Origin of the sequence: Gordonia sp. w5E2 (genome assembly GCF_036540975.1) — a bacterium.
Classification (GTDB): domain Bacteria; phylum Actinomycetota; class Actinomycetes; order Mycobacteriales; family Mycobacteriaceae; genus Gordonia; species Gordonia jacobaea.
Genome location: NZ_CP144213.1, coordinates 1,136,624 through 1,151,622, shown reverse-complemented (window position 1 = coordinate 1,151,622; position 14,999 = coordinate 1,136,624). Strand labels below are relative to the sequence as shown.

Here is a 14,999-nt window from a genome sequence, read left to right as displayed (position 1 = left end):
CGTGGCAAAATCACCCCGGTGAGCGATGCGAGCAACGATCAGAACCCTGCGACGACACCCGACGCCGCGTCGGACGTGCCGGTGCCGTTCGAGGAGACGATCGATCTCGAGTACTACCGCCTCGACCCCTCCATCGACGACCTGTCAGACGAGATCGACGACCTGCGGGTCGAGATCGACCGCCTCGACGCGATCATCCTCGCTGCGATCAAGCGCAGGACCGCTGTGTCGAAGAAGGTCGGCGCAACCCGAATGGCGTCGGGCGGCCCGCGGCTGGTGCATTCGCGCGAGGTGAAGGTCATCGACCGGTTCGCCGCGCTCGGCCAGGAGGGCCACACGCTGGCCATGCTGCTGCTGCGTCTCGGCAGGGGTCCGCTCGGTCGCTGACCGCCGCGGGTTCGCGATTGGTGAACCATCGGTTACGAGACGTCGGTCTGCCCTCTTATCGAGTACGCGCCACGCCGCGAAGACCTAGTGTTGGTTCATGGGCACCGACGTCTCGCGCAGCGGCAAGGACATCACCACTACTCAACCCTGGCAGGCGTTGGAGGCTCACAAGCCGATCCTCGCCGAACGCCATCTCCGGGAGTTGTTCGCCGACAACCCCTCCCGTGGGCGCGAGCTCACCATCGACGTCGGTGATCTGCACATCGACTACTCCAAACACCGCATCGACGCCGAGACCATCGAGCTCCTCCTCTCGCTCGCGCGTGAAGCAAATCTCGAACAGCACCGCGACGACATGTTCGCAGGCGTGCACATCAACACCTCCGAAGACCGCGCGGTCCTGCACACCGCGCTACGCCTCCCCGCCGACGCGCAACTCGTCGTCGACGGCCAGGATGTTGTGCACGACGTCCACGAGGTGCTTGACGCGATGGGCGCATTCACCGACAAGCTGCGCAGCGGAGAGTGGAAGGGCCACACCGGAAAACCCATCACCGATGTCGTCAACATCGGCATCGGCGGCTCCGACCTCGGGCCCGTCATGGTGTACGGCTCGCTGCGCCACTACGTCGATACCGACATCCGCTGCCACTTCGTGTCCAATGTCGACCCGGCCGACATGGTCGCGGCACTCGCCGACCTCGATGCCGAGCAGACGCTGTTCATCGTCGCGTCGAAAACCTTCACGACGCTGGAGACGCTGACCAACGCGGCTGCCGCCAAGCGGTGGCTGCTGGACGAACTCGGCGCGGGTGAGGACGCCGTCGCCAAGCACTTCGCCGCCGTCAGCACCAATGCGGACGCCGTGTCGAACTTCGGAATCGACCCGGTCAACATGTTCGGCTTCTGGGACTGGGTGGGCGGCCGCTATTCGGTGGATTCCGCGATCGGTCTCTCGGTGATGGCGGCGATCGGCAAGGAACGCTTCGCCGAATTCCTCGGCGGATTCCACACCGTCGACACTCATTTCCGTACTCAACCGCTGGAGAGCAACGCGCCCGTACTGCTGGCATTGATCGGATTCTGGTACTCGAACTTCTGGGACGCACAGTCGCGGGTGGTGCTCCCCTATTCGAACGACATGGCACGCTTCGCCGCGTACCTGCAGCAGTTGACGATGGAGTCCAACGGTAAGTCGGTCAAGGCCGACGGCGAGCACGTGACCACCGACACCGGCGAGATCTTCTGGGGCGAGCCGGGTACCAACGGCCAGCACGCCTTCTACCAACTGCTCCACCAGGGAACACGTCTGGTGCCCGCCGACTTCATCGGCTTCGCCAACCCCACCGACGATTTGCCCACCGCCGATGACACCGGCTCGATGCACGACCTGCTGATGAGCAACTACTTCGCGCAGACCAAGGTGCTGGCGTTCGGAAAGACCGCGGACGAGATCAGGGCCGAGGGCGTCGACGAGAAGGTGGTGCCGCACAAGGTGATGCCCGGCAACCGCCCGTCGACGTCGATACTCGCGTCCGAACTGACCCCTTCGGTCATCGGTCAGTTGATCGCGCTCTACGAGCATCAGGTCTTCGTCGAGGGCACGCTGTGGGGCATCAACCCCTTCGACCAGTGGGGCGTCGAACTCGGCAAGACGCAGGCCAAAGAACTTCTGGGCGTCATCACCGACGCCGAAGCGCCTGCGCAGCAAGCTGATTCGTCGACCGACGCACTGGTTCGCTGGTACCGCTCCGAGCGCGGACGCAAGGCCTGAGTCAGGACCAGCGCTCGTCGTCGAACACCTCGGGCGGGATGTCGTCGCCCGGTTGCACTCCGAGCGCCTCGAGTCGACCCATGAGCGCGGCGGCGACCGCGACGTAGGTGATGAGGTCTTGCGGCTCGTCGGCGCGTTCTGCCGGGTCGCCACCGAGGAACTCGAGGACGAGCGGCGGAACGCAGTCGCCCATCGCGAGTTCACGGGTGCCGGTCGCAATCCGCCAGGCGTCGAATCCGGAGACGTCGACGGCCTCGGCGATCTCGCCGTCGCGAACCGCCGCGAGTACCTCATCGATAGTGGCCAGCGGTCCCGACGCTCCGCTCGACGGGTCGAAGCCGACGACGGTATCGGGTGCGAGTTCCTCATCGTCGTCGAGGGTGAAGTAGACGATCCCGCGCCAATCTGCGCCGACCGCGGTGATGTCGTCGCGGCCGAAGATCGACTCGAGTAGTTCACTCATGTCGTCGACTCGTCGTCGTGAGAAGAGTGCGAACGCGCCATTGGCGACCACTTGCCCCTGTGTGGAACCCACATCCGCTACCTTACGCACGTGAGGACTACCGTTTTGCGGCCGCGACTGCTCGTGGTGTCGCTGGCCTGTGTCGCGGGCGTGCTCGGCGTCGCGGCATGCTCGTCCGACTCCGGTGGTACCGCCGAATCCGCGACGTCGGTGCCCCGATCAGCGGCCGTGACCGTCGCACCCGGGCAGCAGCATCCGCGCACCGCACCCGGAACGACGCTCGACTTCGGTGCCTCGGCGTCACTGCCCGCCGACGCCTATCGTGCGGGCGGGTCGACGGCGCTGTACACGGTCACCGGCATCACACAGGGCAAAGACGTACCCAGCGCGCAAACCCGTGGCGGTACAGCATATTTCGTCTACGTCACAGTGACGTCTCTGGCACAACGGCCGGCGCCCGCCCCCAAAGTCCTCGGCCTCGCCGGTTCGGCGGATGGACGCACCGCGGCGCTGACGCTGCCGCCGTCGACCTCACTGAAGGACTGCGCCAACCCGAAGCCCCCCGAGACGATGCGTCGCGGCGAGTCCTACGCCACCTGCCTCGTCGCCTACGCCGATGAGGGGCAAAAGCTGACTCAGGTCATCTACTGGGCCGACACCACCGGCGACGACTCACTCGACTACAAACAGGCGCCCGTCGTGTGGCGCAATCCGGCCGACGTCGCCAGCAGTTCCCCCGCGCCACCCGCAGGCTGAGCCGCACAGCCGTCGTCGCCTATTCGGATTAGAGTCTGCCTAAGGGGCAGCGAGTGCGACGACGGTCTGAGAGGTCTCCACGGTGACGACAACAGATGCGGTGCTGACCGATTCGCACGCCGTGGGACGCTCGGAGGTCCTCGCAGCGCTTGATACGTCCGCGCAGGGCCTGACCAGTGCCGACGCGACACAACGACTTGAGCACGTCGGCCCCAATCGGCTCGCGGCCGCAAAGACTCGACCGGCGGTGCTGCGCTTCGCCGCGCAGTTCAACAACATCCTGATCTACATCCTCATCGGCGCAGGTGTGCTGAAGGCGATCCTCGGCGACTGGATCGACTTCGCGGTCATCGTCGCGGTCGCGGTGATCAACGCCGTCGTCGGATTCGTCCAGGAGGGCAGGGCGGAGAGCGCACTCGCGGGCATCCGGAACATGCTGTCGCTGCACGCGCGGGCCCGCCGCGATGGCGAGTGGGTCGACGTCGACGCCGAGAACCTCGTTCCGGGCGACGTCGTGTCGATCAGGTCGGGCGATCGAGTGCCCGCCGACATGCGGCTGCTCGAGGCGACGAATCTGCGTATCGAAGAGTCGGCGCTGACGGGCGAATCCGTCCCCGCCAGCAAAGACACCCTTGCCGTCGACGTCGACGCAGGCATTGGCGACCGACAATCGATGGCGTACTCGTCCACCATCGTCTCTGCGGGCACCGGCGTCGGCGTGGTCACCGCGACCGGACCGTCGACAGAGATCGGCCGAATCCAGTCGATGATCTCCGACATCGAGCAGGTCGACACCCCGCTGACCCAGCGCCTCGAGAAGTTCGGAACACAACTCTCCCTCGGCATCCTCGGCCTCGCCGCGGCGATCATGGTGATCGGCAAGGTCATCCACAACTTCACCATCGACGAGTTGATCTCGGCCGCAATCGGTTTCGCTGTCGCAGCAATCCCCGAGGGACTTCCCGCCGTCGTCACGATCACGCTGGCGCTCGGGGTACAGCAGATGGCACGACGACACGCGATCACACGCAAGCTCCCCGCGGTGGAGGCACTGGGCTCGGTCAGCGTGATCTGCTCCGACAAGACCGGCACGCTGACGCAGAACGAGATGACGGTGCGCACCGTCGTCACAGGCACACAACGCTATTCGGTCGACGGCACCGGCTATGACCCAAGGGGATCGATCACCGCGGACGGGCGGGTCGCATCGCTGAGCGCGGATCCCGACCTCGCACTGTTCGTCGAGACCATGGCGCTGTGCAACGACGCACGAGTCGCCGAGGTCGACGGGCGCTGGCAACTCATCGGCGAGCCGACGGAGGGCGCCCTACGGACGCTGGCCCTCAAGGCCGGATTCGACGCCGACGTCGCGCGGCTCGGCGAGGTCCCGTTCGAGTCGCAGAACAAATTCATGGCCACGCTCTCGGATCTACCCGACGGCGGGCGCACCATTCTCGTCAAGGGCGCTCCGGACCGCCTGCTCGATCGCAGCGAGTTCGAATTGGACGAGCACGGTGAACTCCGGCCTCTCGACCGACCTCGCTGGGAGCGCGTCATCGACGAACTCAGCGCGCAGGGACTGCGTGTGCTCGCCGCGGCACGACGACCCGCACCCGACGCCGACTCGTTGACACTCGACGACGTCGATCATGGACTGACATTCCTGGGCGTCGCGGGCATCGTCGATCCCCCACGGCCCGAGGCGATCACGGCGATCGCCAACTGCCACAGCGCAGGAATTCGGGTCAAGATGATCACCGGCGACCACGCGGGCACCGCACGCGCGATCGCGGCGGAAATGGGCATCACTGACGATCCGGCCGCTCCCGTGCTCACCGGCGCCGACCTGCAGAAGATGAGTCAGACTCGGCTGCGCGAGGTGGCCGGTGAGATCGACATCTACGCGCGCACCAGCCCTGAGCACAAGCTGCGGATCGTCACCGCACTGCAGGCACAGGGTGAGATCGTGGCGATGACCGGCGACGGCGTGAACGATGCGCCGGCACTGACCCGAGCCGACATCGGTGTCGCGATGGGGATCAAGGGCACCGAGGCCACCAAGGAGGCCGCGGGCATCGTCCTTGCTGACGACAACTTCGCGACCATCGAGCGTGCGGTCGAAGAGGGCCGTCGGATCTACGACAACATCCGCAAATCCATCCTGTTCCTGTTGCCGACCAATGGCGCGCAGTCGCTGGTCATCCTCGTCGCGATCCTGTTCGGATTCTCGCTTCCGTTGACGCCCGTCCAGATCCTGTGGGTCAACATGATCACTGCCGTGACCCTTTCGCTCGCATTGGTTTTCGAGCCCGCCGAACCGGGGATCATGTCGCGAACGAGACGTTCGACCGACGGTCCGCTGATCGCACGCGGCGACCTCGCGATGATCACCTTCGTCTCCATCCTCGTTGCCGCCGCTGCGATCTCGGTGTACTTCGTGGCGAAGTCGGACGGACATTCGCTGGCCGTTGCCCAGACGGCCGCGGTCAACATGCTCGCGCTCGGCCAACTGGCCTACCTGTTCAACTGCCGATACCTCAGTGGTTCGAGCCTCAAAGTCGGTGCGCTGCGCGGCAATCCGATGGTCTGGTACACGTCGGCAGCACTCATCGTGCTGCAGTTGGTGTTCATCTACGCGCCGTTCATGCACACGTGGTTCGGGTCCGCTCCCCTCACCGGCGTCGGATGGGGCGTCACCATCGGACTGGCCATCGCAATCTTCTTCATCATCGAAATCGCGAAAGCCGTTGCGCGACGATTCGAATCGGTCAGATCATCCGACGCGTGACAAACGCGGGCAGATACTTCAGCGCCGCGGCGATCGGAGTCCACGGCCACGGCGGCACCGGCGAGTAGCCCTTTTCGGCCTCGATGGCCTTGACCATCGCCGCGACTCCGGACTCCGTGTCGGCCATCAGTGCGGTCTTCACCCCGCGGTTGATGTCGGTCTCGATATAGCCGGGCGCGACGACCGACACCGTGATCGGCGAGTTGACGAGTTCGGCCTGCAAACCCTGCCCGATCGCCGTGACACCGGCCTTCGACGCCGAGTACGCGGTCTGCGCCTTGGGAAGTCCGCGGATTCCGCTGATCGAGCTGACCAGCACCAGGTGGCCGTGGTTCTGCGCGCGGAAGATCTCCATCGCGGCCTCGGCCTGTGCGAGCGCGCCGACGAGGTTGGTCTGCACGGTCTCGATGTTGGCGTGCGCCTTGCCCGTCCCGATCGGGGCGCCCTTGCCCAGCCCTGCGTTCACGATCACGCGGTCGAGACCGCCGAGTTCGTCGCGCAGCTTGCCGAAGACGACGGGCACGGCGTCGACGTCGGTGACGTCGAGTGCGCTCACGGCGACCTGCGACGCACTCGGCCGGAGTTCGTCTGCGAGGGTCTCGAGGCGGTCGAGGCGTCGGGCGGCCAGGGCCAGCGAACGGCCACGCGCGGCGAACTCACGGGCCATCCCCTCGCCGAGCCCCGAGCTCGCGCCGGTGATCAGGATCTTCTGTCGGGTCGTCACGCAGGACAACCTACCCCTGCGCGCGGGAGCGTCGAACGAGACGCACCACCGCGGTCTGACCGTCGTCGCCGACGATCCGGTCGGCGTCGGCCCAGTCGTCACTGCGCTCGGCGAGGATCTGCCCTGCCTGCGCGGTGTTCATCTCCATCAGCAGCGCGCCACCGTCGGCGAGCCACTCGGGGGCGACACCGACCAGCGGTCGAATGTGGTCGAGTCCGTCGCTGCCGCCGAGAAGCGCAGTCCGTGGTTCGTATTCGGTCTCGTGCGGTAGGAGCTCGACGGCGCCGTCGGGGATATAGGGCGGTACGGCCGCGATCACGTCGACCGCGCCGAGCAACCGCGGCGGCAACGTCGACAGTCCGTCACCGAGGTGGGCGTGCGCACCGGCGGGCAGGTTGCGGCGCGCGTAGTCCAGAGCTTTCGCGTCGACGTCGACGACGTGGATGCGCGCGCCGATCGCCGCTTCCGCCACCGCCGCCGCTATCGGCGCGACTCCGCAGAACGCCTCGACGACCACGGGGTGCTCGACGTGACGTCGGCGCAGTACCTCCGCAGCGACCTGCGCGAGCAACAGCGAGCGCTGTCGAGGGATGAACACCCCCGGCCCCACGTGCAGGTCGATCGACCCGAACCGGACCTTCCCCACCACATGCTCTAGCGGCTCACCCGCACAACGCCGAGCGGTCATCTCTTCCAGCTGCTCGACGTCGCGCGCGGCGTCGACGAGGATGGCCGCCTCCTCCGCCGCGAACACACAGCCGGCAGCCCGCAGCCGCGTGGCCAGCGCTGCCGACCGGGCGCCTCGTGCTGCCGACTGGGCGCTTCCTCGCGCCGACTGGGCGTCTCCTCGCGCCGACTGGGCGTCCGTCACTTGAGCAGCCGTGACATTCGACGGTCCGCGAGCACCTTCCCGCCGGTCTGGCACGTCGGGCAGTACTGGAACGATCGGTCGGTAAAGCTGACCTCTCGGATCGTGTCGCCACACACCGGACACGGCATCCCGGTGCGAGCGTGCACCCGCAGCCCGGTTCGCTTCTCCGACTTCAGTTTTGCGACGCCGAGACCTTCGAGCCGCCCGGTCGCATCGGTGAGTACGCCCCGCATCGACTCGTAGAGTGTGTCGATCTGGGCGTCGGACAGTGTTTTCGACGACGCGAACGGCGAAAGCTTTGCGGTGTGCAGGATCTCGTCGGAGTAGGCATTTCCGATCCCGGCGATCACCCGCTGATCGGTCAGGACGTTCTTGATTCGGCCCGACGTGCCGTGCAGGATCTCGGCGAGTTCGTCGCGCGTGACGCCCATCGCGTCGGGTCCGAGCGAGGCGATGCGCTCGACGTCGGACACATCCCGCACCACCCAGACGGCCAGCCGCTTCTGGGTGCCGGCCTCGGTGACGTCGAAGCCCTCTCCGGGTAGCCCGCAGTGGACGCGCAGCGCGATCGGACTCTTGCCGCCGGGGCGTAGCGGTCGCGGCGAGAGATCCTCACTCCAGCGCAGCCACCCCGCGCGCGACAGGTGGATGACCAGGCTGATCGTCGGTTCGTCGACCTGTTCGGCGCTGCCGGGAATCGTCGTGATGACGAGGTATTTACCGATTCGCGACGCGGAGTCGACGATGCGCCCGATCAGCGCGGTGTACGGCGGATCTGCTGTTTTGAGTACCGACAGCGACGCGACGTCGACGCGTCGGATCGGGAAGCCGGCAGCGTGCTCGTCGACGTAATCGGCGATGGCGGCGACCTCAGGCAGCTCAGGCATGCCTCCAGTGTGCTCTAGTAAGTGCATGATCTCCGCACATTCCGACGCCGAGCTCGCCGCTCGGATCGCGGACGGCGCAGGCGAGATCCTCGTCGGAGTGCGCTCGGGGCAGTTGCTGGGTGGTCGACAACTCGGCGACCTCGGCGACGCGATGGCCCAGGCGTGGATCGGCAACGTGCTGCGCCGACATCGCGGCTCCGACGCTGTGCTCTCGGAAGAAGCCGACGACGTCGGCGACCGCGCGAAAGCCGATCGCGTCTGGATCATCGACCCGCTCGACGGCACGCGCGAGTTCGCTTCCGGCACTGCCGACTGGGCAGTTCACGTCGCGCTCACCGAGTCCGGCGTGGTGACAGCGGCGGCGGTCTCGCTGCCCGCGACCGGCGAGCTGTTTCGCACCGACACCGTCGAACCCACGAGCGGACCGCTACGACATCGCATGGCCGTATCCCGTTGGGGCGGAACGTATGAGGTGGCCGCGGTATCGCGCGCGCTCGGTCTGGCGCCGGTCGAGATCGGGTCGGCGGGTGCCAAGGCGATGGCCGTGGTCCGCGGCGACGTCGACGCATACGTGCACTCGGGCGGCCAGTACGAATGGGACAACTGCGCCCCGGTCGGCGTCGCGCTCGCCGCGGGGCTGCACTGCAGCCGCCTCGACGGCTCGCCCATCGTCTACAACCGCCCGCGCCCGTACATGCCCGACTTCGTCATCTGCCGATCCGAGATCGCCGACGACCTACTCGGCGTCCTCGCCCGGATCTGGTGACAACCCGCCCGCTCAGCGCTGTTTGCGCAGCCTTCCCGCTGGTCGAGCAGCCGCGAGGAACGAGCGGCGTGTCGAGACCACCCCACCCCAGCCCGCTCAGCGCTGTTTGCGCAGCAGGTAGATGTCCATGATCCAGCCCACGCGCTCGCGGGCGGCAGCGCGCTCCGCGGCGATGCGCTCACCCACGTCGCCCACCCGGCCGCTGATCAAGATCTCGTCCGCGGTACCCAAATAGGCGCCCCACCAGATGTGATCGTCGGGGTCTGCGGTCTGCCGGAACGCGAGGTCGGCGTCGAGCATCACGATCTGGTTGGAGTCGACGCCAGACGGCGTGTCGGCGAGCCGACGGCCCGTGGTGATGTGGATGGGTTCGCCGATCCGGTTGGCAACGATTCCGTGCGCGGCGGTCAGCGCACTCGCGCTCGTCACGCCCGGAATGACCTCGACGTCGAGGGTCAGGTCGGGGCGGTCCGACAGATCGTCGACGATGCGCAGAGTGCTGTCGTAGAGCGCCGGGTCGCCCCAGACAAGGAACGCCGCGACACCCCCGTCGGGCAGTTCATCACGCAGCGCGGAAGCGATCAGCTCGGCTCGCGCCGCGTGCCAGCGCCGCACCTCGGCGTCGTAGTCGGCCGGCGTGCGATCACGCGGTGGGTCAGCGATCTCGATGAGCCGGTGCGACGAATTGGCATGGCTCGCAAGGATCTCTTTGCGGGCGTCGAGCAGCCCCGTCTTCGCACTCCCCTTCTCCAGCGCGACGAATACCTCGACGTCGGAGATCGCTTCGATCGCCTGGAGCGTGATCTGCCGTGGATCACCGGGACCGATCCCGATGATCCGCAACGTTATCCGCATCGTCGAATCAGATCTTCACGCGCCGCAGACCGTGTTTGCGGGCGGTCATGTCGAGGATGAACTGGCGTGGCAGCAGGCGTCGCAACGCGAATACGAGTCCCGCCGAATTTCCCTTGGCGTAGAACGGCTTCGGATGCTCGGCGAGTGCGGCGTCGACGATGACCGCCGCCATCTCCGCCCCACTAATGCCCTCTTCTTCGTTGTGTCGCGTTGCGGCCGCGAGGGTTTCATACTCGTCACGGTAGGGCGAGTTCTCACCGATGTAGATGCTGCGCCGATCGCCGATGCCGGTGGCGATCGTTCCCGGTTCGACGCTGATCATCCGAATCCCGTACGGCGCGACCTCACGTCGGGTCGCGAACGCATACGCCTTCAGCGCGGATTTCGTTGCGGCATAGTTGGATCGGAATGCCACCGGGAAACTCGACAGCATCGATCCGACCATCACAACAGTTCCCCGACGCCGCTCACGCATCCCCGGGAGCACGGCCTTGGTCAGCGCGACCGGTCCGAACACGTTGACACGAAACAGATCTTCAACAGCACCGATCGGCGTGTCCTCGAGCGCGCCTGCCTGCGATTCTCCCGCATTGTTGATGAGGATGTCGACGTCGCCGACCTCACGGGCACACTCCGTCGCGCTCTCGTAGTCGGAGTTGTCGAGACGTACATAGGTCACGCCGGGAATCGGATCGGCCACCTTGTCGGGGTGTCGACTGGTGCCGAAGACTCGATGGCCCGCGGAGGCGAACTGCCGCGCCACCTCTTCGCCGATTCCACTGGTCGCGCCGGTCACGAGGACGGTGAGCTGAGATGGTGTCACCGCTTCACCGTATCGTCTCGCTGCGCCCGCGAGATCAGAAGCACTAAGCCGACCCCGCCCTGACGCAACGACTCCCGCTCCGATCGCGGATCGGCCCGTCACGTAGACTGCCTCCGTCGGTCTTCACGACCCGCCCTCGTAGCTCAGTGGATAGAGCACCGCTCTCCTAAAGCGGGTGTCGCAGGTTCGATTCCTGCCGGGGGCACACTGACATCCTTGCCGGCCTCCGGCCGGTGTGCGCCCACTGTGTGGCTAAAGAGAGATTCACGCGGGCGCACCAAATGGTTGCGTGGGACACACGGGTACAAAAATGCCCCCGAGGATCCCACGCAACTCGACGCCTCACCTCAGATCCGCGGCACTCCGGCGGCCAGGAGATCTTTGACCACTTCTTCGGGCTCCGTGCGCAATTCCACGGCGGTACAACGCAGCTGACGGCGGCCGGGAGTAGACAATCGGCGCTGGCGACGTAGAGCGTCCTCCCACGACGAGTGGTCCCTGTGAAACGAGCCGTCGACTTCGAGCACCACCGTCGACCCGTCGGGCAGATCCCATTCGCCATCGGTGTAGCGGCGTCGACCATCGCTGTCGGTGCGAGGACGCTGACGCACGGGCGCTTGCAGGGAGAAGTCACGGCACATCGTGACCAGGTCGATTTCGGCCATCGACTCCGAGCCGCCCGCGATGTCGTCGAGGAATCCGCGCAGCAGAGGCTTATGGCGCAGCCGCGGCAGCTTGTCGCACCAGGAGAGCAGAGCCTCGGCCGTGGTCAGTCGCTGCTGCACCACTGCGGAGAGAAGACCGCCGGCTGACCGCGCCGATGCATGCTCACCCCACGCACCAGCATTGAGCGCCGAAGCCAATGTGAGGGTGGCGGGCTCGATCCGCAGCGTCGTCATACCCGCGCGTTGCACGGAGAGCGAGGTCAGGTCGTGGCGGGTACGGACGTAGTCGATTCCGTCAGGTGCCCTCCGCGCGCTGCGATCGTCTGCTCCGACGAGGAACACGACCGGCCCATCCTCCCAGCCCTTCAACCCGTGCACCGCCAGCGCAGCGCGACCCGCTAGAGCTGTTGTGCCACAGGGGTGTAGCGCACCGATCCAGACGCGCTGCGACTCGCTCGGAGCACCCGGAGCGAGCATCAGAACCCGCGGACCGAATGCCTTCCACTCACCGCGGCCGACTCGCCGCCGCACGGTTCGCTTGTCGACGCCTGCCTCAGCGAGCTGCGCACGTGTCGCGATGTTCTCCTGCCGGTGCGCGAGCGCCAGCCACCCCTCGTCGGATCGCACCCGCTCAGGATGTCGCACATCCGACGCGACGCCGAAAATCTATCCACAGGCCAAAGTTGTGTGGGACATACGGGTACAAAAATGCCCCCGAGGGTCCCACGCAACTCGGAGCCCGAGGCGTCAGACGAGCTGCGACCGCAGGTTGTTGTCGGTCTGCTTGATCGCCTGGCCGACAAACGGCTCGAGAATGGCACCGAGCGCACGCCCGCTGAGTCCGCCGGGCAGTTTGTACTGGAACTCCACCTCGACCTTCGTTCCACCGTCGGCGTCGGCGAATCGCCAGGTCGTGTTCGCGGGAAAGCCGTCGACGGACACGAGGGCGATCAGCTCACCGTCGACCCATTCCTTGGTCTCGACCGTGGACTTGAGCACCTTCGGCCCCACGCTCATCTCGGCGTTGAACGTCGCGCCGAGACCGGACGTGTGGTCGGTGGTCGGATCGAAGCGAGTGATCCCGAACATGTAGCCGGGCACGTTGTTGTAGTCGTTGACGTAGTCGAACACCCTTTGACGTGGCACATCGATCACCGCGCTGTGGCTCACCCCTGGCATCTGCACTCCTCGTGTTGTTCCGCCGAGACGGCGGTGGACGCAACTACGGACAATGTTCCATTACCCGTTGTCGACGTCGACAATCGGGTCGCGCCTCACTCGCCCAGGTCCGCCGAGATCCGTCGCAGAAGATCGACGAGTTGTGCGCGTTCGTTGGCGCTCAGCGGGGAGAGGACGTCGGCGTCGTCGGCGAGTCTGTTGGGGAGTTCGGCGTCGACCAGTGCTCGTCCCTCCTCGGTCAGTTCCAGCAGCACCACCCTGCCGTCGCGCTCGGACTTTCGTCGCGCAAGCAGTCCGCGTCGCGAGAGCGCCTCGCTGATCTTGGTGATCGACGCTCCGCTGAGCATGGTCGTCGACACCACCTCACTGGCACGCAGTGGGCGATCCGACCTAGCCAGAGCGCTGAGGACATCGAACTCCGACCGTCCGATCCCGTGTGCCTCCAGCTTGCGGTCGAGCCGGTGGTTCGAGACCGTCGCGATGCGCTGAATCCGACCGAGAATGCCGATCGGCTCGATGTCGAGATGCGGATACGACCGTGCCCATTCCGCTTCGATCCGGTCGACCAGGTCACGGCTCGCTCGGGCGTCGGGAATGTCGGTCACGTGACGATCATAACTAGCCCCTTCATTTACTTCACTAGTAAAACAGTGATAAATTAGTTGAATGCAGAGCTCCCTGATCACCCCGCACGTCCGTGTCCGCGGCGCAGCCCTGCAGCACGTCGTGAGTCCGACCACCTGGCGCGACGCCCTGCGACTCGACTTCAGCCGGACCAGCGTTGCCGCCCCACTGCGGGTCGGCGTGGCCGTGGGCGTTGTCCTCGTCGTCGGCGCACTACTCGGCCTCCGCGACCTCGCTGGACTCGCGGCACTCGGCGCGCTTGTCTCGGCGTTCTGCCGACCCGACCCCTACCCCGTCCGCGCTCCCCGACTGATCGCGCTCGGCGTCGGGGTCACCGCGGTCATCGCGGTCGGCGCGACGATGGGCATTTACGCGAACTCCATCGTCACCGAGATCGTCGTGACCGCCGTGCTGGCCGGGATCGCGTGCTACGTCGTGTCGGCGCTGCGCATTGTCGGACCGGGCGCCGTCATCTTCGTCTTCGCCGCGACCGGCGCAGCAGGGTACGCACACAGTGCAGCCGACATCGGCCGCGCGACGCTCGCCTCGGCGATCGGCGCCGTGATCGGCATCCTCATCGCTTTGGCGCCGTGGTTCGTCGAGCTACTCAGGTCGCGACTCCCGAAATCGAGAACACACGACGACGCGTCGAAAACCGCTCCAGCGCAACGTGAATCGATCTGGGTCACCCTCGCGGGCGGACAGGCCCCCGCGCATCGTAAGCACCTCGCCGTCACCGCGATCCACATCGCCATCGCTGCGGCGATCGCGGCAACGATCGCCGTCGCCGTCCATCTCGATCACCCGATGTGGGCCGCGATGGGTGCGGTCGCGGCGATGCAGGGCGTCGAGTATCACCTCACTGTTCGACGCGGAGTCCAGCGACTACTGGGCAATCTGGGCGGCGCGGTGATCGCGGGAATACTCCTCGCGGTGCCGCTGGGATATTGGGGCGCGGTCGCGGGAATCGTCATATTCCAGGTCCTCGCCGAGATCCTCTCGACCGTCAACTACGCACTCTGCTCACTCGCGGTGACACCCATGGCACTCCTGCTCACCGGCCTCAGCGCGGGTTTGAGTCCCGAGGCGGCCGTCGATCGCGTTCTCGACACCGCGATCGGGATCGTGGTCGGGATCGTCGTGGCCACCCTGGCGGTCCGTGGACACGACATCGCGGCGCTGCGTGGGCACGCCGCGAACGCACCTGCGCCGGAGAACTCCGACACCGAGCTGTCCCAACCGAACTCGGCGCCGAATCGTTCGCGCAGCTAGCAACCTGACGGCTTCCGCGCCATTGTGAAGCGTGTTTTCACGAGCGTCACATGGAGGCAATGACCTGGGTACGTGGTGCTCATAGCGTCGTTTTGCTTGAACCAACGACACTCACTCTTCGGGGCCACCCGGCCACGACAGGCGCACACGCGTCGCAACCGGAGA

At 66.3% G+C, this 14,999-nt stretch carries 15 protein-coding genes and 1 tRNA gene; 7 read left to right on the top strand and 9 right to left on the bottom strand.

Features of this window, described 5'->3' with window-relative positions; all coding sequences use genetic code 11:
• Positions 1-18: 18 nt before the first annotated feature.
• Together RND64_RS05305 and pgi are read left to right on the top strand one after the other, a co-directional pair.
• Positions 19-387, top strand: coding sequence for a chorismate mutase (locus tag RND64_RS05305; protein ID WP_049698082.1), 369 nt, complete (start codon positions 19-21; stop codon positions 385-387).
• 97 nt (positions 388-484) lie between these two features.
• Entirely contained in the window at positions 485-2,161 is a 1,677-nt protein-coding gene (gene pgi, locus RND64_RS05300) for a glucose-6-phosphate isomerase (RefSeq protein ID WP_270483231.1), read from the top strand.
• 1 nt (position 2,162) lies between these two features.
• Here pgi and RND64_RS05295 read toward each other — a convergent pair whose 3' ends face one another.
• Positions 2,163-2,696, bottom strand: a complete 534-nt coding sequence (locus RND64_RS05295) for a hypothetical protein (RefSeq protein WP_270483232.1) — start codon at positions 2,694-2,696, stop codon at positions 2,163-2,165.
• 18 nt (positions 2,697-2,714) lie between these two features.
• Between RND64_RS05295 and RND64_RS05290 the strand changes: the two genes are divergently transcribed.
• Positions 2,715-3,380: a hypothetical protein gene (locus RND64_RS05290; protein ID WP_270483234.1), complete on the top strand. Its 666-nt coding sequence runs from the start codon at positions 2,715-2,717 to the stop codon at positions 3,378-3,380.
• A gap of 82 nt (positions 3,381-3,462) precedes the next feature.
• Positions 3,463-6,168: an HAD-IC family P-type ATPase gene (locus RND64_RS05285; protein WP_270483236.1), complete on the top strand. Its 2,706-nt coding sequence runs from the start codon at positions 3,463-3,465 to the stop codon at positions 6,166-6,168.
• Here RND64_RS05285 and RND64_RS05280 read toward each other — a convergent pair.
• Genes RND64_RS05280 through RND64_RS05270 form a run of 3 tightly spaced genes read right to left on the bottom strand, consistent with a single transcriptional unit; the run spans position 6,149 to position 8,650 of the window.
• Complete coding sequence (locus RND64_RS05280) at positions 6,149-6,892, bottom strand: SDR family oxidoreductase (protein ID WP_049697881.1); 744 nt, start codon at positions 6,890-6,892, stop codon at positions 6,149-6,151. The genes RND64_RS05285 and RND64_RS05280 overlap by 20 nt on opposite strands.
• A gap of 10 nt (positions 6,893-6,902) precedes the next feature.
• Positions 6,903-7,763 (bottom strand): SAM-dependent methyltransferase, encoded by an 861-nt coding sequence (locus tag RND64_RS05275; RefSeq protein ID WP_270483239.1) that lies wholly within the window; start codon positions 7,761-7,763, stop codon positions 6,903-6,905.
• On the bottom strand, positions 7,760-8,650 hold the full coding sequence (locus RND64_RS05270; RefSeq protein WP_049697880.1) for a DNA-formamidopyrimidine glycosylase family protein: 891 nt from the start codon (positions 8,648-8,650) through the stop codon (positions 7,760-7,762). The genes RND64_RS05275 and RND64_RS05270 overlap by 4 nt, the downstream gene beginning before the upstream one ends.
• A gap of 25 nt (positions 8,651-8,675) precedes the next feature.
• Here RND64_RS05270 and RND64_RS05265 point away from each other — a divergent pair, with 25 nt between their 5' ends.
• Positions 8,676-9,416, top strand: a complete 741-nt coding sequence (locus tag RND64_RS05265; RefSeq protein WP_064870046.1) for a 3'(2'),5'-bisphosphate nucleotidase CysQ — start codon at positions 8,676-8,678, stop codon at positions 9,414-9,416.
• Between the two features lie 96 nt (positions 9,417-9,512).
• On the opposite strand, the gene cobF is transcribed toward RND64_RS05265, so the two are convergent.
• The gene (gene cobF, locus RND64_RS05260) at positions 9,513-10,271 is read right to left on the bottom strand and encodes a precorrin-6A synthase (deacetylating) (RefSeq protein ID WP_270483240.1); all 759 of its coding nucleotides are present in this window, start codon (positions 10,269-10,271) and stop codon (positions 9,513-9,515) included.
• A 7-nt stretch (positions 10,272-10,278) separates the two neighbouring features.
• Positions 10,279-11,094, bottom strand: coding sequence for an SDR family oxidoreductase (locus tag RND64_RS05255; RefSeq protein ID WP_270483241.1), 816 nt, complete (start codon positions 11,092-11,094; stop codon positions 10,279-10,281).
• A 132-nt stretch (positions 11,095-11,226) separates the two neighbouring features.
• Between RND64_RS05255 and RND64_RS05250 the strand changes: the two genes are divergently transcribed.
• Positions 11,227-11,299 (top strand) — tRNA-Arg (locus tag RND64_RS05250).
• Between the two features lie 142 nt (positions 11,300-11,441).
• On the opposite strand, the gene RND64_RS05245 is transcribed toward RND64_RS05250, so the two are convergent.
• The 3 genes from RND64_RS05245 to RND64_RS05235 all read right to left on the bottom strand — a co-directional run bounded on the left by RND64_RS05245 (position 11,442) and on the right by RND64_RS05235 (position 13,543).
• Positions 11,442-12,386, bottom strand: a complete 945-nt coding sequence (locus RND64_RS05245) for a hypothetical protein (RefSeq protein WP_270483260.1) — start codon at positions 12,384-12,386, stop codon at positions 11,442-11,444.
• Positions 12,387-12,506: 120 nt separating this feature from the next.
• Complete coding sequence (locus tag RND64_RS05240) at positions 12,507-12,938, bottom strand: SRPBCC family protein (protein WP_049698080.1); 432 nt, start codon at positions 12,936-12,938, stop codon at positions 12,507-12,509.
• Between the two features lie 95 nt (positions 12,939-13,033).
• The gene (locus RND64_RS05235) at positions 13,034-13,543 is read right to left on the bottom strand and encodes a MarR family winged helix-turn-helix transcriptional regulator (protein ID WP_064870092.1); all 510 of its coding nucleotides are present in this window, start codon (positions 13,541-13,543) and stop codon (positions 13,034-13,036) included.
• Positions 13,544-13,604: 61 nt separating this feature from the next.
• On the opposite strand from RND64_RS05235, the gene RND64_RS05230 reads away from it, so the two are divergent.
• Entirely contained in the window at positions 13,605-14,834 is a 1,230-nt protein-coding gene (locus tag RND64_RS05230; protein ID WP_270483262.1) for an FUSC family protein, read from the top strand.
• The last annotated feature ends 165 nt before the right edge of the window (positions 14,835-14,999 follow it).

What these genes read in the sequence shown, in the direction of transcription:
- pgi (WP_270483231.1), top strand. Translation starts at nt 485, where the DNA reads ATGGGCACCGACGTCTCGCGCAGCGGCAAGGACATCACCACTACTCAA.
- RND64_RS05270 (WP_049697880.1), bottom strand. Translation starts at nt 8,650, where the DNA reads ATGCCTGAGCTGCCTGAGGTCGCCGCCATCGCCGATTACGTCGACGAG.
- RND64_RS05265 (WP_064870046.1), top strand. Translation starts at nt 8,676, where the DNA reads ATGATCTCCGCACATTCCGACGCCGAGCTCGCCGCTCGGATCGCGGAC.
- cobF (WP_270483240.1), bottom strand. Translation starts at nt 10,271, where the DNA reads ATGCGGATAACGTTGCGGATCATCGGGATCGGTCCCGGTGATCCACGG.
- RND64_RS05240 (WP_049698080.1), bottom strand. Translation starts at nt 12,938, where the DNA reads ATGCCAGGGGTGAGCCACAGCGCGGTGATCGATGTGCCACGTCAAAGG.
- RND64_RS05230 (WP_270483262.1), top strand. Translation starts at nt 13,605, where the DNA reads ATGCAGAGCTCCCTGATCACCCCGCACGTCCGTGTCCGCGGCGCAGCC.